The organism is Brucella sp. HL-2 (genome assembly GCF_025846885.2).
Classification (GTDB): Bacteria; Pseudomonadota; Alphaproteobacteria; order Rhizobiales; family Rhizobiaceae; genus Brucella; species Brucella quorumnocens.
The window spans coordinates 23,328-40,750 of sequence record NZ_JAOYTK010000013.1; the positions used below are offsets into that span (position 1 = coordinate 23,328).

A 17,423-nucleotide genomic window follows, 5' to 3' on the forward strand; every position below is an offset into this window, starting at 1 on the left:
TTTGGGTTGCCCCGGATAAATTGGGCGAGACTGTTGGGTTTTTAAATTTTAAACAACATACTCGCTCATCCCATGTTTCCTGACTTCCGTTTATCAACACGAGAACCCGCATGATCGGCCTGCCATTCCGGCGCAGCAATCCGACAATCCTCCGTGGGAAGCGCATTTACTTGCGCGAGCCATTGATGACCGACTTTGCAAGTTGGGCCAATGTGCGCGAGCAAAGCCGCGCCTTTCTCACCCCATGGGAACCGACCTGGGCCGATGACGACCTGACCAAAAGCGCTTTCCGTCATCGATTGCGGCGCGTGCAGGAAGAAATGTCCGATGGTACGGGTTATCCGTTCTTCATTTTCCGCAATGGTGACAACAGGCTTTTGGGAGGCATTACGCTTGGCAACATCAAGCGTGGTGTGGGCCAGAGCGGCATGATTGGCTATTGGAGCGGCGTATCGGTTGCCGGCCAGGGCTATATGACCGAAGCCTTATCAATGGTTATCCCCTTTGCATTCGGGGAACTGAGGTTGCACCGGATTGAAGCTGCCTGTATTCCCCATAATGTACGTTCGATACGGCTTCTCGAAAAAGCCGGATTTCAGAGAGAAGGACTGTTGCGCTCCTATCTCAAAATAAACGGCTTCTGGCAGGATCACCTGTTATTCGCCCTTTTAGAAAGCGACATACGCATGACCAATGGCAAGGTTGAACGCTCGTGAACGGTCTTACAGACAGGTTTTTTTCAGCCTTCACGCGTCTTCTCGCGCTGATCGTGCCCGCGTTTGTTGCCATTGCGATCTTTTCTACAATTCACGCCTTTGCCGTTGAACCGATAAAAATCTCGAAAGAGGACACCGCCCTCGATCTTTCGCGCGCTGTTGAACTGCTGCGCAATCAGGGTGAGAGTGTACAGGTTTCCACGGCCCCCGGTGCGGATGGTATTGTGCGTCGTATTGAGGTGCAGGCCGATCCTAATTCTAACGCATCTGGTGACTGGGCCGCTTTTTCCATCGCCAATCCAACAGCCGAGCAGATTGACCGCCTGATCGTGGCTCCACATTTCCGCCTCGTCGGTTCAGGCGTGATCTGGCCTGATCTCGGGTCGCAGCGTATTTCATCCATCACACCAAGCGAGGGCTTTGCGCTCGACCGGCAGCCCAGTGCCGATGCTGATGTTTTTCGCATTACGATCAATCCGGGGACAGTCATAACGTTTGTTGCCGAGCTCTCATCGCATAATCTTCCCCAACTCTATCTGTGGGAACCTGAAGCGTACAAGGATGCGGTCAACTCCTACACGCTTTATCGCGGTATTCTGCTTGGCATTTCCGGCCTTCTAGCGCTGTTTTTAACGATTCTCTTCGTTGTTAAGGGAACCTCGCTGTTCCCGGCGACTGCTGCGCTCGCATGGGCTGTTCTTGCCTATATCTGTGTCGACTTCGGCTTCTGGAACAAGCTGATGGAGATAACGCCCGGCAATGAGCAGGTCTGGCGAGCGGGTACCGAAGTGGCACTTGCCGCCTCTCTGGTGATTTTTCTGTTCACCTACCTCAATCTCAACCGATGGCATGATCATTTCAGTTACGGTGCCGTGACATGGGTGCTGGGGCTGATCGCGCTTGCAGGCGTCGCCGTATTTGATCCGCCAGTTGCATCTGGTATTGCGCGCATGTCGCTGGCGCTGACTGTTGCCTCCGGCATCTTCATAATCGGTTATCTGGCGGTCAAAGGCTACGACCGAGCGGTAATGCTCATTCCCGCCTGGTTGCTAACGCTTATATGGTTGCTCGGCGCATGGATGGCTGTCTCTGGCCAGCTCGACAACGATATTGTTCAGCCTGCTCTCGGCGGTGGTCTGGTCCTCATTGTGCTTCTCATCGGCTTTACTGTCATGCAGCACGCTTTTTCTGGCGGTGCACTTCAACAGGGCCTGCTTTCAGATATGGAACGGCAGGCACTGGCTGTCATTGGTGCCGGAGACATTGTCTGGGACTGGGACGTGCCGCGTGATCGTGTTGTGACAACGCCTGATATTGCGAATTACCTTGGCAGTACCGCAAGTTCGCTGCAAGGACCGGTGCGCAACTGGCTGCCCGCCATGCATGCCGATGATCGTGATCGCTTCCGTTCCACGCTTGATGCCATTCTCGAAAACCGGCGCGGACGCATCGGACAAATTTTCCGTCTGCGCGCCAATGATGGCCATTATCACTGGTACGCACTGCGCGCCCGTCCCGTTATCGGTTCGGATGGCGAAATCGTTCGCTGTGTCGGCACATTGGTGAATGTAACTGAGCAGAAAAAAGCTGAAGAACGCCTCCTGCACGATGCTGTGCACGACAATCTAACCGGCCTGCCAAATCGTGAGCTGTTTCTGGATCGTCTCAGTAACGTGATGAACATGGCGCGCGGCGAAAGCAGACTGCACCCGACCGTTTTCATCATCGACATCGACCGTTTCAAGCAGGTCAACGACAGTCTCGGCATGTCAGCCGGGGATACGATCCTGCTGACCATCTCACGCCGCCTGTCGCGCCTAATGAAGCCACAGGATACGCTTTCGCGTTTGTCATCCGATCAATTCGGCCTGTTGCTCGCATCTGAAAGCGATCCGGGGCGCATCGCATCTTTTGCAGAAGCGCTACGTCAGGCGGTCCGTTCGCCGATTGCCTATGCCAAGCGAGAAATCGTGTTAACGGCATCGGTCGGCCTGATTACCTGGACGAAAACCGCAGCCTCTGCGGAAGATTTTGTCAAAGACGCGGAACTGGCCATGCATCAGGCCAAACGCTTTGGCGGCGACCGCATTGAGCCGTTCCGCCCTGCGTTCCGTGCAATCGGCAGTGACAAATTGCAGCTGGAATCCGATTTGCGCCGTGCCCTTGAGCGCGATGAAATCAGTCTGGTCTATCAACCGATTGTCCGGCTTGATGATGGCACCATTGCGGGCTTTGAAGCACTGATGCGCTGGGAACATCCGCGCCGGGGTGGAATTTCTCCGTCCGAGTTTATTCCGATTGCCGAAAGCTCTGGCCTCATCGTGCAACTTGGACTGTTCGCCATTCAGCGTGCGGCAGAAGACCTGTTTGCATGGCAGGAACAGTTCCCAAAACTCGATCTCTTTGTATCGGTTAATCTGTCGAGCACCCAGCTGATCCGGCAGGATTTGATCAATGATGTGCGCTCAGTTCTCTCGCGCATTCATCTCACGCCCGGCAGTCTCAAGCTTGAACTGACGGAATCCGTGCTGATGGAAAATCCGGAACAGTCGGCACATGTTCTTGCACGTCTGAAAACTATGGGTGTGGGTCTGTCGCTTGATGATTTTGGAACCGGCTATTCTTCGCTGGCCTATCTGACGCGCTTTCCGTTCGATATCATCAAGATTGACCGCTCGTTCGTCAAAGGCGATCAACCGCAAAAGACCACCCTCCTGCGCTCCATCGTCAGCATGGCGCATGATCTCGGTCTTGCCGTTGTGACTGAAGGCGTCGACAGTGAAAGTGACGCTCTTCAATTGCGTCAGATGGGCTGCGAATATGTGCAGAGCTTCATGTTTGGTGAGCCATCGAGCCGAGAAGATGCGACGCGCATGATCCGGGAACAGCTGGACGCAGCTGCGGCTTAAAGCATTTCCAGCATAAAGTGCGAAGCGCTTTTGCGTAGGATAATGCGTACAAACAAATAGTTAGAGCGGCTCCAACTATTCAGTCTTAACTGAAGCCGCTTTAAGTCCTACTTTTACACGATAATTATTCAGGCATGACCAGCTTCGGAAACGAGCCGTGCCATGTCGATACCCATTCGGTTCATCAGTCGGTCGTATTTTCCGGCAATGTCACTGTCAAACAGCATATCCATCGGCGCCGGGCAGGTAAGCCAGCCATTTTCTGCAAATTCCAGATCAAGCTGGCCGGGGGCCCAGCCGGAATAACCCAGCGTCATCAGGGCTTGTATTGGCCCGCTGCCGCTATAGATTGCGCGCAGAATATCGACCGTTGCCGTGAGACAAACGTCTTCTGTAACCGGCATCGTGGAATCGACCATGTAATCGTCGCTATGCAACACGAAACCGCGAGTCCGGTCGACAGGCCCGCCATCGCGGACAACCATATGCTGCGCCCGCGGCGGTAGCATGATCAGATCTTCATCGTCGATGACACCAATCTGACGAAGAAGGTCGGGGAAACCAACCGGCTGGACCTGATTAATGATGAAACCCATCGCGCCTTCTTCTGAATGGGCACAGATATAGACCACAGCGCGGGCGAAGCGCTCGTCATTCATTCCGGGCATTGCGAGCAGGAATTGCCCGTTCAAGAAACCCTGCTCCTGGTTTGGCTTCCTGAGAATGGTCATGTCTATGAAGGTAGCAAGACTGCGGCAAATGACAATGAAATTCGTGCGATCTTTCTCTAAACGTCAAATACACTTGATTTCGGATTGCCTAGTGAAACAAACTGACCTCTAAAAACACAATTAAAGATTGAAAGAACTGCCATCGTGCTCACGTATTTAGTTGTATTTTGGGTGATTATTTTTTGTCTCTATTCGATTTATGCGCAGATCAAACTCTCTCCACTGATTGATTTTATCAGACAAAGCCCGTCAATGACAAAGGCGATTGGTGATGTGTCAGATCTCTATTACATTTTTACGATGACCCGCGGCAATTACAGCTTCGCCCGCTATCTTTTGCGAACCCGCGTACCACCGCCTGAAATCGCAACACAATTTGCCGACTACAGCCAGTCACGCACCACATCCAACATTGCACTCTTTTTACATGTTGCAATGGGCGTAATCATTGGCCTGAGTGTGATAATCAACCTGATCCTGAAACTCTGAACAACAATCAGCAGGCACAAACTCAGCCTTGATAGAAACATGATTTTCCATCAATCTCGACGCATGAAATTACGCGTTTTTCTGACCATGACTATTGTTTTGACCGCAGCCTTCCCCGTGCTGGCAGCAACGTCCGACTGGGCGGAGACGCCGGGCGGCAAAGTCCGTGTCGTTCTCGAAGGGACCAAACAAAACGATGAACTGCGCGGAGCATTGCAGATTGATCTGAACCCTGGATGGAAAACCTATTGGCGCAACCCGGGTGACGCAGGTGTGCCGCCGCAACTCAATCTTGAGGGCAACAGCTCCGCACGGATCGATTTCCCCGCGCCCGTTAATTTTGGTGCCGGTGACGAAGGCGGTATCGGTTATACGCACCCTGTCACGCTGCCACTGACATTTACCGTCAAACCGGATGAAGAGCGGCTCAAAGGACATGTATTTCTCGGTGTCTGCCAAAAAATATGTATTCCGGTGCAAGCCCAGTTCGATTTTCCGCTGACTGCGAAAGATACAGCACAGTCACCACAAACCATTGCTGCGCGCACAATCGTCGAAACAGCCTTTGACCGCCTTCCCGCACCTGCCACGGCTGCTTTCGGGGTGAGCGGTGCAAAGCGGCATGCGGATAAGGCCCTGTTCGACATTGCCCTGCCGGATGACCGAGCATCCGCAACGCTTTTTGTGGGAAGTGATCAGGTCAGCCTTTCGGAGGCAGTAGCCGATAAAAATTCAAACAAGTCGCGTTTCACAGCGACGATCTATAGCAAAGCCAGCGAAGGCGCTTTGATCGATTATACGCTGGTGCAAAACGGCAAGGCTGTTTCAGGACAGATACGGCTCGATTAGAGCGATTTAACCTTGGTAATCAGCAATTTGAAATTGTCGAGCGAACCATTATCGGCTTAAGTGTCGTCGCCATGTTTCATGCACTGGCAATCGAGTTCAGACATTCATACAGGTGGGCAATGACGGCACGAGCTCACCTTCAGGAGAAAAACGATGACGATCAAAGTTGGTGAAAAGCTGCCCGCAGCAACCTTCAAGGTAAAGACCGCAGACGGCGTCAAGGAAGTGACTACTGACGAAGTGTTTGCTGGCAAAAAGGTCGTTCTGTTCGCGGTTCCCGGTGCTTTCACGCCGACCTGCAGCCTCAATCACCTGCCGGGTTATCTTGACAATCGCGACACCATTCTTGCGAAAGGCGTCGATCAGATCGCAGTCGTTGCAGTGAATGACGCTTTCGTTATGGGAGCATGGGCACAGAGCACCGGCGGCGAAGGCAAGATCCTATATCTCGCAGATGGTTCAGCCCTTTTCACCAAAGCTCTTGGTCTGGAACTGGACGCAACTGCAGGCGGCCTTGGCATTCGCTCGAAGCGTTATTCGGCAATCGTTGAAGACGGCGTCGTCAAGACCCTCAACATCGAAGAACAGGCTGGTCAGGCCGCTACTTCAAGCGCTGCAACCTTGATTGAACAACTCTAACGCGCTTTGAAGAACGTCTTTACGCGCCTTGCTTTTCCGGCAGGGCGCGCATTTCGCGCGTCAGCCACTTTTCGAGTGCCAGCGTGTCCGGTTGCCCTGCCCTGTGAGGTGCAATCCAAAGCAGCATTCGACGCGGTCCCGGACGAAACCCAAATGGCGCTACAAGGCGTCCCGATGCGATGTGCTCGGCAACCAGCATATGCGGCACGACGGCTACACCCAGCCCACACAGTACCGCCTGTATCAACAGATAGAAATGATGGAACGTGGATTTTGGCTCAGGTGCCGGGAAATCAGTATTCGCAGCCTTCTGCCAGTCTGCAAATGCTTCCAGACGCGTTTGCGTGGCAAGTACCGTTGCTTGAGCCAAATCGGCAGGTGTTATGAGCGGACATTGCGCCAAGTAGGATGGTGCGCAGACCAAACCGATCTCCTCACGCCCCATGTCGCGGATTACCGCATCCGCCGGCGGCTCAATAACGCTTGATCTAATGGCGATGCCGATTTTATCCCGCATAAAATCGATGCGATCATAGTTCATGTTGAATTGCAGTTCGATGTTGGGATAGCGCTCATGGAAGCGTCCGATGCGCGGAATGATCCACTCCATCATGATTGAAGACGAGCAAGACAGCGTCAGCGGTCCCGGCTTCACGCGCTCGATACTTGCCTCAATTATAGAAAAGGCACTGGCCAGACCTTCTGCCAGCCGCGCGCCCTCCGGCGTGGGATCGCTCTGTCGCGCGTTGCGTGTAAGCAGCAGTACACCGAGTGAGTCCTCCAGTGATCTTATCTGACGACTAACCGCACCGTGCGTCACACATAGCTCCTCTGCGGCCTTTGTCATTGAATGATGGCGCGCGACAGCCTCAAACGCTTTCAGCGCATTCAAAGACGGCAATGGGCGCATAGTAACTCCTGTTCGCATCTGAGCATACCTGTGAGGTTATATCACAAATGACAGACAATAAATCGATTGCGGCGGCATGTCGCATTCTTTAGCTATCCACCCTATTTAGGGGCTAAAGCAACGCTGGAATCCATTATATCGTTCGATATGTATTCACGCAGTCTCTTTAGCTTCTCTTAATACGCAAGCAGGGAGGAACTGCAATGCAGCAAAAATCTCACGAAATGACGGCAGTTGAAAAGTCGGCGATATCGAAAATTTCGATCCGGCTGGTTCCGTTCATCGCGCTGATGTTCTTCATCAACTTCCTGGATCGTACCGCAATTTCCTTTGCTGGTCCGAACGGGATGACCACCGATCTTGCGCTCACAGCAGCCCAGTTCGGTTTTGCCGCCGGCATCTTCTTTGTCGGCTATATCATTCTCGAAGTCCCGAGCAATCTTGCGTTGCACAAGTTTGGCGCACGCAAATGGCTTGCCCGTATCATGGTCACATGGGGCATTGTCGCGATCCTGTTCACATGGGTTTCAAGCGCAACCGAGCTTTACGTCCTACGCTTCCTGCTTGGTATTGCTGAAGCAGGCTTCTTTCCCGGCGCAATCCTGTTCCTGTCGACCTGGGTGCCTTCGCGTCATCGTAACAAGATCCTCGCGCTGTTCTATCTCGCACAGCCGTTGACGACTGTGATCGGCGCACCGCTTGCCGCACAGCTGATCGGCATGCACGGTGCTTTCGGCCTTGAAGGCTGGCGCATTATGTTCTTCGGTGTTGCGGCTCCGGCTATCATCGTGGGTATCATCACCTGGTTCTACCTGCCTGATACGCCAAACGACGCCAAGTGGCTGAACAAGGATGAACGCGACTGGCTTAATGGTGCGCTTGCTCAGGAAGAGAAGATTAAGGAAAAGGTGCATGGCAGCCATAAGACTGGTCTTGCTCTCGCAGACAAGCGCGTATGGCTCCTGTCCATCGTCTATTTCGGCCTGATTTACGGCCTTTATGCGCTGGCGTTCTTCCTGCCGACCATCATTGGTGGCTTTGAGCAACAATTCAATGCGAAGTTTGACGTATTCGATAAGGGCCTGATCACCGCAATTCCATATCTGCCCGCAGCATTCGCTCTTTATTTCTGGAGCCGCGATGCAGCCAAACGCGGCGTACGCCCATGGCATATTGGCATCCCAGCACTTGTGGGTGCGATTGCAATCCCGGCCGCTCTCTTCATGCCAACGCCTGCAACCACGATCCTGATGATCACCGTGACTGCCTGTGCGATCTTCTCGGCTCTGCCGAACTTCTGGGCTATTCCATCTCGCTTCCTAAGCGGCACAGCAGCTGCCGCAGGTATCGCGCTCATTAACACAATCGGTAACATTGCGGGCTTTGCGGCGCCCTATATTACGGGTCTCGTCAAGGATTGGACCGGCCTTTATGAGATGCCGATGTTCATCGTTGGAGCTGTAATGCTGGTATCATCATTGCTGGCCTTCTCTCTGACCGGTCGCCTCAAAGATCCAACAGAGCTGCAGCAGAACAAATAATCAGCATCAAAGTAAAAAGCCGCGCTGTGTTCCAGCGCGGCTTTTCAATGGCCCTAAACCCTGTAGTCACTACTTCACCTGAAGCGACTTGTATCCGTTATATTTGAACGGCTCCATGCCTTCACGAGCTAGCTCGTCAGCGCGTTCATTCTCAGGATGACCCGCATGACCTTTGACCCAGTGCCACGTCACCTTATGCGGCTTGCGCACCTCATCCAGCGCCTGCCACAGCTCCGCGTTCTTGACCGGCTTCTTGGCTGCGGTTTTCCAGCCATTGCGCTTCCAACCCTCAATCCAGCCGGAAATACCGTCACGCACATAGACACTGTCTGTGTAAAGATCGACTTCACATGGCTCTTTCAACGCCGATAGCGCTGAAATTGCTGCCATTAGTTCCATGCGATTGTTGGTAGTGTCTGCCTCGCCACCCTTCAGCTCTTTCACATGGCCATTCCAGCGCACGATAGCGCCCCATCCACCAGGGCCGGGATTGCCCGAGCAGGCACCATCTGTGAAAGCCTCGATATGCTTCACGCGGCAGCTCCTGCCAATTCAAGCCCGTATTCGGTTGCCGATGCAACCTGACGGTGGAAGCGCATACGACGCACATATTCCATCGGGTCTTTTTTCATCACGAAGCTACCATCTGGGACGGTCAACCAATCATAGAGACGGGTCAGCATGAAGCGGACCGCCGCGCCGCGAGCCAGAACTGGTAGAGCATCAATCTCAGCAGCAGACAGCGGGCGCACTGAATTATAACCGCGCAGGAATGCAGCGCCCTTGGTGAGATTGAAGGAGAAATCCTTCTCAAAGCACCAAGCGTTGAGGCAGACTGCCACGTCATAGGCGAGAATATCCGTGCAGGCGAAATAGAAGTCGATGAAACCCGACAGCCTGTCCCCGAGGAAAAACACATTGTCCGGGAAGAGATCGGCATGAATGACGCCTTCCGGCAATCCCACCGGCCAGTTCTTTTCCAGATAATCGAGATCGCCCTCTGCCTCAGCAACCAGTCCCTGCTCGACACTGTCGGCACGTTCTTTCGAAAGATCCCACAACGGACGCCAGTCAGGCAATGTCAGCCCATTCCGGCGGCGCATAGTGAAATCTTCACCAGCCAGATGCATTTCAGCCAGTCCACGACCAACTTCTTCACAATGTGCGACAGTGGGTTTGCGCATCCACATGCCTTCAAGAAACGTCACGATTGCTGCTGGACGGCCTGCAAGTTCACCGATCGTCACACCATCGCGGCGCACTACAGGCTGCGGGCATTCCAGACCGCGCTTTGACAGATGCTGCATCAAATTCAGGAAAAATGGCAGCTCATCGCGATTAACGCGCTTCTCATAAAGGGTAAGAATGAAAGAGCCTATCGTCGTGTGCAGAAGGTAATTGGTATTCTCTACCCCTTCTGCAATGCCCTTATACGAAGTCAGGGCACCGATGTCATATTGTTCAAGAAAAGAACCGAGCTCGATTTCATTGATATCTGTATAGACGGCCATGCCGTTTATTTCCCCATATTCATTACGCTCATAATACCCAAAAACCGCCGCGCACCTTTCGGGATGCGCTTGTTTCTATCGCGCATCTTATTCGAAAACCGTTACACACTTTTCGGGATACGCTCCAACTTAGGAATACCGACAACCCGGTTTTCACCGTTGACGAATGCCATATCCTGCACCGTCAGCTCAACATCGCGGATTTCACGATTGACGAGGAAATTCTCGGTTTCAATTGTCGTTTCTGCCAGTTCTATTTTGACAGTGAAACGGGCCTTGAAGGCATCCATAATCTCATCAACGATGATTTCGGGCGCAGACGCGCCAGCGGAAAGACCAACCACCGAAATATCGCCGACTTTGTCCCATTCGATGTCGCTTGCGCGCTGCACGAGCATCGACATGCCCGCGCCAGCCTTTTCGGCCACTTCGACAAGGCGCTTGGAGTTAGAGGAGTTCGGAGCACCCACGATGAGGAAGAGATCGCAACCGGGAGCGGCTGCACGCACGGCATCCTGGCGGTTTGTCGTGGCGTAGCAAATGGATTCCGCAGCTGGTGCGGTCAGATTTGGAAAGCGCTGCTGCAATTCTTGGATAATACCTGCAGTGTCATCAACCGAAAGCGTGGTCTGCGTGACGAAACCGAGGTTGTCTGGATCGGCAAACTCTATCTTGCGCGCGTCTTCAACTGTCTCGATGAGAGTAACCGTTCCATCCGGTAATTGCCCCATCGTGCCAATCACTTCGGGATGACCGGAGTGGCCAATCAGGATAACGTGGCGACCAAGGCGCTGATGGCGCATTGCCTGCTTGTGAACCTTGGAAACCAATGGACAAGTCGCATCGAGATAAAAAAGGTTCTTGGCTTCAGCATCAGCCGGCACCGATTTTGGCACGCCATGGGCAGAAAAGACGACCGGCTGATCGCGATGTTCCGCAGGAATTTCATCGAGCTCTTCAACAAAAATTGCGCCCCGTGACTGCAAGCCTTCAACCACATAGCGGTTGTGCACGATCTCGTGGCGCACATAGACCGGGGCGCCATATTTCTTCAGTGCCAGCACGACGATCTGGATCGCCCTGTCAACGCCTGCGCAAAAGCCGCGCGGGCCGCAAAGGCGGATTTCCAGAGGGGGGCGTGTATCAGTCATGAATCGTGCTCGCTGGGTTCGGCGTGAGGCGCGAATAGATATATAGGGCGGGAGTTGGGCTGCAACGAGGCCTTTGTCAACCCTTATCCACCTTCCGATACCGCCAGAACCACGTTCCGGCAACCCCTAACAGAGCCAAAGCAAGCCCATACCACGTAACTGCATATTGCAGATGGTTGTTGGGAAAATCGATGATCGTGACCCCGCCAATCGGCAAGCCGCCAAAGTTTGGCTTGTTATCCGCATCGATAAAGAACGGCACCGCATCGTCAAGCGAAGGGATATCAGCGCTTTCTGCCATCGCCGACCAATCCTTCCAATAGAAGATATTCTTGGCGACATCGTTGTCTGGAACGAAATAGCCGGGCTTGGCGTTTAACGGATCGCGGGCCAGTCCTGCCACCGTCACTGGGCCATCCAATTGTCCGTCGAGGCGAGTTTCGGCATCCTTTTTCTCGTAAGGCACAAACCCACGATTAACGAGCACAAACCGACCATCTTCGAGCATTAGCGGCGTGTAGACATTGAAGCCCGGCTTGCCATCATAGGTCGAAAGAAAATGCCGCTCGCCCTGATGCATGAAGGTGCCCGAAACTGTCACAGGCCGGTATTCAACCGTTCCCTCTTGGCCATAGATTTTTTCCATCTCGGCCAAAGGAAGCGGGGCTTCATGGACCCGCTCTTGCGTGGTAGCAAGCAGCGCTTCTTTCCATTGCAGCCGCTCAACCTGCCATGTTCCCAACGCCAGCAGGATCACAAACGCGATAAGGGATGCAATAAGTATCCCCCATGGAAACCGTTGCGGCTTTTGTGTTTGGGTCATTTACCATCGTCCAGACGCCCCTGAGACGCCTTGTTGCGATATTGCATATTAATCAGAATACCCTTGATGCAGCGCATGGCAACCAAGCTTAGGATAATGGCCAGCGGCACCCACAAGATGAAATGGACCCAGAGCGGCGGTCCGTAATTGACTTCCATCCACAAGGCCGCGCCAACCACGATAAAACCGATGAGGAGAATAACGAAAGCGGCCGGACCATCGCCTGAATCCGCAAAGGAGTAATCAAGCCCACAGGCCCGACATTTGGGGGCGACTGTGAGAAAGCCGTCAAACAGCTTCCCCTCACCGCAGCGAGGACAATGTCCCCTGATCCCGCTTTTGACCGGATCGACCGGCGGATAAAGATTATGATCCGACATCACACCCTCCAAAACGCACCAGAAAAGAAAAAGCGGCCGTGTTTCCAGGGCCGCTCTGCAATCTTACCAGCTGATAAATCAGCCGCCGTGCATCGGTGCGCCCCAACCGCCCCACACATAGATCGTGAAGAACAGGAACAGCCAGACAACGTCCACGAAGTGCCAATACCATGCAGCCGCTTCAAAACCGAAATGGCGTTCAGGTGTGAAATCACCACCCATCGCACGGAAGAGGATAACCAAAAGGAAGATCGTTCCGATGATGACGTGAAAGCCGTGAAAGCCTGTTGCCATGAAGAAGGTCGCACCATAGATCGAGTCTTTGAACTCGAACGGTGCGTGAATATATTCATACGCTTGCACGAATGAAAACAGCACGCCCAACACAACCGTCAGCGCGAGGCCTGTGATCATGCCTTTGCGATCTTTGTGCAGCAATGCATGATGCGCCCAGGTCAGTGTCGTGCCCGAGAGCAGCAGGATCACTGTGTTGTAGAGCGGCAGATGCAGCGGATCGAGCACCTCGATGCCCTTCGGAGGCCACTGACCACCCGTGAATTCAGCGCGCGCAACCTGATGCACTTCGTTCGGGAAAAGGCTCGCATCGAAGAATGCCCAGAACCATGCCGCGAAGAACATGACTTCCGACGCAATGAACATGATCATGCCATAGCGCAGATGCAGCGAGACGACGCGCGTGTGATGTCCTTCGTGACCTTCCTTGATAGTGTCGGCCCACCAAGCGTACATGCAGTAAAGAACGATTGCGAGGCCGATGAAGAAAATCCATGGCGTAACAATGTTCAAACCGAAGAACTTGAGTTCGCCGGAGTTGATATAACGCATCCACGCGATACCGCCGATGGCAAGCACAAATGCACCTACCGAACTCAGGAACGGCCAGGGGCTCGGCGCTATGATGTGATAATCGTGATTCTTCTCGTGAACGTCGGCCATGTCTCTCCCCAAGGCTCCTCTCTGTGCCTTCATACCTGAGTTCATTGAGAACATCAGGTAATTCCCTTTTCATTACAACAATAGAGCGGCTTAGCTCTTTTGTCTTTGCGGCATTGTGTGCCGCGTTATTCTCTATGTTCAGCTTCCGTTATTGCCCGTTGGCGCAACCTTTGCGTTTGCAACAGGCTTTGGCTTATCGATCGGGAAGAACGTGTAGGACAGCGTGATCGTCTTCACGTCCTTTAGATCGGGATCGTTGACGATCTCTGGATCAACGAAAAAAACAACCGGCATTTCCATGTCTTCGCCCGGTTGCAAAGTCGTATCGGTGAAGCAGAAACATTCGACCTTGTTAAAATAAGCGCCTGCACGACCTGGAGCAACATTGAAACTCGCACGGCCATAAGTTGGCTCATCAAAGAGGTTGCGTGCTTCGTACTTGATCATGGTGGTTTCGCCGATGCGCACGGTTACTTCGCGCTCAATAGGCTTGAAATCCCAAGGCAGGCCATTGGCCGTATTGGCGTCGAAACGCACCTTCATCGTCTTATCAAGAATGGTATCGGAATATTGCTCGACGCGTTGTGTCGTGCCGCCATAACCAGTCACCTGACAAAAAATCCGATAGAGCGGCACAGAGGCGTAAGCTGCGCCAATCATGCAGACAAAGAAAGACAGGCACGCGATCGCAACCGTACGATTGGAGCGATTGAGGCGTTTCTGCTTTTCGTCAACCTTCTGCTGATCTGCCATTCTATCCTCCCAGATCGAACCCTTTATCAGTTCACTTAAAAATTAGAACGGACGTACCAGAGCGTTTGCTCCCAGCTTGGCCATTGTGCCCACGTAAACGAGAACAACGAACAGAGCCAAAGCGATAGCAAGCCCCCAGGAACGGTTACGCTGGGCTTTTCGCTGCTGCGCCGTTGGTGTAACCAGCTCCAGCTCCTCGCTATGCGGCTTCTGTACGGAATTATCCATCAAATCACTCCAAAGGCTGTCAGCAGCCTGATTGCCAGTGCTTCCACGAGCAAAACCGCAAATACCGCCGACAAATAAATCAGCGAGAAGCGGAACAGTTTGCGCGCTGCAAGCAGCATTTGCGTATGGCTTTCCGCAACCCACATGCGCCATGCATAGTAGACGAATGCCACACCGAGCAGCGTGGAAATCACACCATAAGTGATGCCAGCAAAGCCCAATAAGTAAGGCAGTACGCCAACCGGCGCCATGATCACGGCGTAGAACATCGCCTGTCGGCGGGTCGAAAGTTCGCCCTTCACATTCGGCATCATAGGAATGCGTGCGGCTTCGTAATCATTGCTCGAAAACAACGATAGTGCCCAGAAGTGCGGCGGCGTCCACAGGAAGATAATCATAAACAGAACGACACTGTCCCATGTGATCTCGCCCGTTGCAGCAGCCCAGCCGATCATCGGAGGAAAAGCACCAGCCGCACCACCAATAACAATGTTCTGCGGTGTCGAGCGCTTGAGCCACATAGTATAGATGACAGCATAGAAGAAAATGGTGAAGGCAAGCAGAGCAGCGGAGAGCCAGTTGACCATTAGTCCGAGCGTGATAACCGAAAAGACCGACAGCGTTAGGCCAAAAGCCAGAACCTGATTGGGCGCGATCACGCCAGCAGGGATCGGACGATTGCGCGTGCGCTTCATCACCGCATCGATATCGGCATCGTACCACATATTGAGTGCGCCAGATGCGCCAGCACCAACCGCGATGCAGAGGATGCTGATCGCAGCCAGAACCGGATTCATATGGCCGGGCGCAAGCACCAGACCGACAAGTCCGGTGAACACCACCAGCGACATGACACGCGGCTTCAGCAGGACGAGATAATCCCGTGCAGTCGCCTCTGAAAGAGCGAATGCATCGTCGGAAACCGTGTTTTTTTCCACCAGAGACATTAACTTCAACAACCTCGAATTCACCGGGCCGATGCTGCACTCTGCCCTGAGTGCACACCAGCAATCCAAAACGACTTTACCTCCCGGAGATGCATTCACTCCGATCGGAAGCGCTGTTCTTGAACGTCAACCGGCTACGGACGGATCTAAATGCCGACCGCACATATCACAGTTTTGTTCAAGGGCGAACCCCTTTCCGGTGCTCGCCCTTTGCACAATTACTTTATACGCGGCAGTTGTTCCCACTGGTGGAACGGCGGAGGCGAAGAAAGCTGCCATTCCAGCGTCGTTGCACCTTCACCCCATGGGTTTGCACCCGCTTCACGCTTCTTCGCGAATGCCTCGAAGACATTGTAGAGGAAGATCAGCACGGCAAAGCCCGAAATGTAGGAACCGTAAGACGACACCATATTCCAGCCCGCATAAGCATCCGGATAGTCGATGTAACGACGTGGCATACCGGCAAGACCGAGGAAGTGCTGCGGGAAGAAGACGAGATTAACGCCAACGAAAGTGACCCAGAAGTGCAGCTTCGCGGTGAATTCGTCGTACATATAACCGCTCATCTTCGGGAACCAGTAATACCAGCCTGCGAAGATCGCGAACACTGCGCCCAGCGACAGCACGTAATGGAAGTGTGCCACAACGTAATAGGTGTCATGCAGTGCGCGGTCGAGACCGGCATTGGCGAGCTGAACGCCGGTAACACCACCAACAGTGAACAGGAAGATGAAGCCAATCGCCCACAGCATCGGTGCACGGAAGGTCAGAGACCCACCCCACATCGTCGCGATCCAGGAGAAGATCTTGATACCCGTCGGAACCGCAATAACCATCGTCGCGAAGACGAAGTAGCGCTGCGTATCGAGCGACAGACCGACCGTGTACATGTGGTGCGCCCAGACGACGAAGCCGACAACGCCGATCGCAACCATGGCATATGCCATGCCGAGATAACCAAATACTGGCTTGCGCGAGAAGGTTGAAATGATGTGGCTGACAATACCGAAGCCCGGCAGGATCAGAATATACACTTCAGGGTGACCAAAGAACCAGAACAGGTGCTGATAAAGGATCGGATCACCGCCACCATCTGGCGAGAAGAACGTCGTTCCGAAGTTACGATCGGTAAGCAGCATGGTGATGCCACCAGCCAGAACCGGAAGAGACAGCAGAAGCAGAAACGCCGTTACAAGCACAGCCCATGCGAAGAGCGGCATCTTATGCAGCGTCATGCCCGGAGCACGCATGTTGAGGATCGTTGTGATGAAGTTGATCGCACCGAGAATCGACGACGCACCTGAAATATGCAGCGCTAGAATAGCGAAATCCACTGCAGGTCCGGGCTGGCCGGATGTCGAAAGTGGCGGATAAAGCGTCCAGCCACCACCCGGCCCCCAACCGCCTGCCGGACCTGGCATGAACAGCGAGATCAGGAGAAGCGTGAGTGCAGGCGGAAGAAGCCAGAACGAAATATTGTTCATACGCGGAAACGCCATATCAGGCGCACCGATCATCAGCGGGATCATCCAGTTGGCGAAACCACCGATCAGCGCTGGCATGACCATGAAGAAGATCATGACCAGAGCGTGCGCCGAGGTGAACACGTTGAACATATGCTTGCCAGCATCGAGAGCAGCATCGCCCTCAACGCCATAAACCATTTGCGCCAGACCATGGAAAATCTGGATGCCCGGCTCCTGAAGCTCAGCGCGCATCGCGATAGACAGCGCGCCGCCAATAATGCCGGCAATGATTGCGAAGATCAGGTACAGAGTACCGATATCTTTATGATTAGTCGAGTAAACCCAGCGCACCCAGCCTTTTGGCTTGTGGTCGTCATGGGCTCCATGCTCGTGAGCTGCTGTGCCAGCCATGGAATTCGCTCC

18 protein-coding genes are annotated in these 17,423 nt (G+C 53.5%); 6 read left to right on the forward strand and 12 right to left on the reverse strand.

From position 1 onward, the window contains the following. Positions 1 to 110: 110 nt before the first annotated feature. Together OIV19_RS14785 and OIV19_RS14790 are read left to right on the forward strand one after the other, a co-directional pair. Positions 111 to 716, forward strand: coding sequence for a GNAT family N-acetyltransferase (locus OIV19_RS14785; RefSeq protein WP_264232117.1), 606 nt, complete (start codon positions 111 to 113; stop codon positions 714 to 716). After that, positions 713 to 3,625 carry an EAL domain-containing protein gene (locus tag OIV19_RS14790; RefSeq protein ID WP_404900768.1) on the forward strand — a complete coding sequence of 971 codons (2,913 nt, stop codon included), beginning with the start codon at positions 713 to 715 and terminating at the stop codon, positions 3,623 to 3,625. Before OIV19_RS14785 ends, OIV19_RS14790 begins: the two co-directional genes overlap by 4 nt. Before the next feature lie 128 nt (positions 3,626 to 3,753). On the opposite strand, the gene OIV19_RS14795 is transcribed toward OIV19_RS14790, so the two are convergent. Further along, positions 3,754 to 4,356 (reverse strand): YqgE/AlgH family protein, encoded by a 603-nt coding sequence (locus tag OIV19_RS14795; protein WP_264232118.1) that lies wholly within the window; start codon positions 4,354 to 4,356, stop codon positions 3,754 to 3,756. A 252-nt stretch (positions 4,357 to 4,608) separates the two neighbouring features. Here OIV19_RS14795 and OIV19_RS14800 point away from each other — a divergent pair, with 252 nt between their 5' ends. From OIV19_RS14800 to OIV19_RS14810, 3 genes are all read left to right on the forward strand, one after another. After that, positions 4,609 to 4,845, forward strand: a complete 237-nt coding sequence (locus OIV19_RS14800; protein WP_264232119.1) for a hypothetical protein — start codon at positions 4,609 to 4,611, stop codon at positions 4,843 to 4,845. Between the two features lie 63 nt (positions 4,846 to 4,908). Beyond that, a complete protein-coding gene (locus OIV19_RS14805) occupies positions 4,909 to 5,694 on the forward strand; it encodes a protein-disulfide reductase DsbD domain-containing protein (RefSeq protein ID WP_264232120.1) in 786 nt (261 codons plus the stop codon). A gap of 153 nt (positions 5,695 to 5,847) precedes the next feature. Further along, entirely contained in the window at positions 5,848 to 6,333 is a 486-nt protein-coding gene (locus OIV19_RS14810) for a peroxiredoxin (RefSeq protein WP_095446198.1), read from the forward strand. 19 nt (positions 6,334 to 6,352) lie between these two features. Here OIV19_RS14810 and OIV19_RS14815 read toward each other — a convergent pair whose 3' ends face one another. Beyond that, positions 6,353 to 7,243, reverse strand: coding sequence for a LysR substrate-binding domain-containing protein (locus OIV19_RS14815; protein ID WP_264232121.1), 891 nt, complete (start codon positions 7,241 to 7,243; stop codon positions 6,353 to 6,355). Between the two features lie 203 nt (positions 7,244 to 7,446). Here OIV19_RS14815 and OIV19_RS14820 point away from each other — a divergent pair, with 203 nt between their 5' ends. After that, positions 7,447 to 8,784 carry an MFS transporter gene (locus tag OIV19_RS14820; RefSeq protein WP_095446196.1) on the forward strand — a complete coding sequence of 446 codons (1,338 nt, stop codon included), beginning with the start codon at positions 7,447 to 7,449 and terminating at the stop codon, positions 8,782 to 8,784. A gap of 69 nt (positions 8,785 to 8,853) precedes the next feature. Here OIV19_RS14820 and rnhA read toward each other — a convergent pair whose 3' ends face one another. The 10 genes from rnhA to ctaD form a co-directional block, all read right to left on the reverse strand. After that, complete coding sequence (gene rnhA, locus OIV19_RS14825) at positions 8,854 to 9,318, reverse strand: ribonuclease HI (RefSeq protein ID WP_264232122.1); 465 nt, start codon at positions 9,316 to 9,318, stop codon at positions 8,854 to 8,856. Continuing rightward, positions 9,315 to 10,295, reverse strand: coding sequence for a homoserine kinase (locus OIV19_RS14830; RefSeq protein ID WP_264232123.1), 981 nt, complete (start codon positions 10,293 to 10,295; stop codon positions 9,315 to 9,317). Before OIV19_RS14830 ends, rnhA begins: the two co-directional genes overlap by 4 nt. A gap of 101 nt (positions 10,296 to 10,396) precedes the next feature. Next, entirely contained in the window at positions 10,397 to 11,446 is a 1,050-nt protein-coding gene (gene ispH, locus OIV19_RS14835; RefSeq protein ID WP_095446193.1) for a 4-hydroxy-3-methylbut-2-enyl diphosphate reductase, read from the reverse strand. A 76-nt stretch (positions 11,447 to 11,522) separates the two neighbouring features. Further along, positions 11,523 to 12,269: an SURF1 family protein gene (locus OIV19_RS14840; RefSeq protein WP_264232124.1), complete on the reverse strand. Its 747-nt coding sequence runs from the start codon at positions 12,267 to 12,269 to the stop codon at positions 11,523 to 11,525. After that, the gene (locus tag OIV19_RS14845) at positions 12,266 to 12,649 is read right to left on the reverse strand and encodes a DUF983 domain-containing protein (RefSeq protein WP_151091362.1); all 384 of its coding nucleotides are present in this window, start codon (positions 12,647 to 12,649) and stop codon (positions 12,266 to 12,268) included. Before OIV19_RS14845 ends, OIV19_RS14840 begins: the two co-directional genes overlap by 4 nt. Before the next feature lie 78 nt (positions 12,650 to 12,727). After that, a complete protein-coding gene (locus tag OIV19_RS14850) occupies positions 12,728 to 13,606 on the reverse strand; it encodes a cytochrome c oxidase subunit 3 (protein WP_024896200.1) in 879 nt (292 codons plus the stop codon). A 138-nt stretch (positions 13,607 to 13,744) separates the two neighbouring features. After that, entirely contained in the window at positions 13,745 to 14,359 is a 615-nt protein-coding gene (locus OIV19_RS14855) for a cytochrome c oxidase assembly protein (RefSeq protein WP_264232125.1), read from the reverse strand. A gap of 42 nt (positions 14,360 to 14,401) precedes the next feature. Continuing rightward, the gene (locus OIV19_RS14860; RefSeq protein ID WP_095446189.1) at positions 14,402 to 14,587 is read right to left on the reverse strand and encodes a cytochrome c oxidase system small membrane protein; all 186 of its coding nucleotides are present in this window, start codon (positions 14,585 to 14,587) and stop codon (positions 14,402 to 14,404) included. Further along, positions 14,587 to 15,534 (reverse strand): heme o synthase, encoded by a 948-nt coding sequence (gene cyoE, locus OIV19_RS14865; RefSeq protein ID WP_151091361.1) that lies wholly within the window; start codon positions 15,532 to 15,534, stop codon positions 14,587 to 14,589. Before cyoE ends, OIV19_RS14860 begins: the two co-directional genes overlap by 1 nt. A 218-nt stretch (positions 15,535 to 15,752) precedes the next feature. Beyond that, entirely contained in the window at positions 15,753 to 17,411 is a 1,659-nt protein-coding gene (ctaD, locus tag OIV19_RS14870; protein ID WP_095446187.1) for a cytochrome c oxidase subunit I, read from the reverse strand. Positions 17,412 to 17,423 lie beyond the last annotated feature (12 nt).

Bases quoted from the DNA above. Each gene is read 5' to 3' on its own strand.
- OIV19_RS14785 (WP_264232117.1), top strand. From the start codon at position 111: ATGATCGGCCTGCCATTCCGGCGCAGCAATCCGACAATCCTCCGTGGG.
- OIV19_RS14795 (WP_264232118.1), bottom strand. From the start codon at position 4,356: ATGACCATTCTCAGGAAGCCAAACCAGGAGCAGGGTTTCTTGAACGGG.
- OIV19_RS14800 (WP_264232119.1), top strand. From the start codon at position 4,609: ATGACAAAGGCGATTGGTGATGTGTCAGATCTCTATTACATTTTTACG.
- OIV19_RS14805 (WP_264232120.1), top strand. From the start codon at position 4,909: ATGAAATTACGCGTTTTTCTGACCATGACTATTGTTTTGACCGCAGCC.
- OIV19_RS14810 (WP_095446198.1), top strand. From the start codon at position 5,848: ATGACGATCAAAGTTGGTGAAAAGCTGCCCGCAGCAACCTTCAAGGTA.
- OIV19_RS14815 (WP_264232121.1), bottom strand. From the start codon at position 7,243: ATGCGCCCATTGCCGTCTTTGAATGCGCTGAAAGCGTTTGAGGCTGTC.
- OIV19_RS14820 (WP_095446196.1), top strand. From the start codon at position 7,447: ATGCAGCAAAAATCTCACGAAATGACGGCAGTTGAAAAGTCGGCGATA.
- OIV19_RS14830 (WP_264232123.1), bottom strand. From the start codon at position 10,295: ATGGCCGTCTATACAGATATCAATGAAATCGAGCTCGGTTCTTTTCTT.
- ispH (WP_095446193.1), bottom strand. From the start codon at position 11,446: ATGACTGATACACGCCCCCCTCTGGAAATCCGCCTTTGCGGCCCGCGC.
- OIV19_RS14840 (WP_264232124.1), bottom strand. From the start codon at position 12,269: ATGACCCAAACACAAAAGCCGCAACGGTTTCCATGGGGGATACTTATT.
- OIV19_RS14845 (WP_151091362.1), bottom strand. From the start codon at position 12,649: ATGTCGGATCATAATCTTTATCCGCCGGTCGATCCGGTCAAAAGCGGG.
- OIV19_RS14850 (WP_024896200.1), bottom strand. From the start codon at position 13,606: ATGGCCGACGTTCACGAGAAGAATCACGATTATCACATCATAGCGCCG.
- OIV19_RS14855 (WP_264232125.1), bottom strand. From the start codon at position 14,359: ATGGCAGATCAGCAGAAGGTTGACGAAAAGCAGAAACGCCTCAATCGC.
- OIV19_RS14860 (WP_095446189.1), bottom strand. From the start codon at position 14,587: ATGGATAATTCCGTACAGAAGCCGCATAGCGAGGAGCTGGAGCTGGTT.
- cyoE (WP_151091361.1), bottom strand. From the start codon at position 15,534: ATGTCTCTGGTGGAAAAAAACACGGTTTCCGACGATGCATTCGCTCTT.
- ctaD (WP_095446187.1), bottom strand. From the start codon at position 17,411: ATGGCTGGCACAGCAGCTCACGAGCATGGAGCCCATGACGACCACAAG.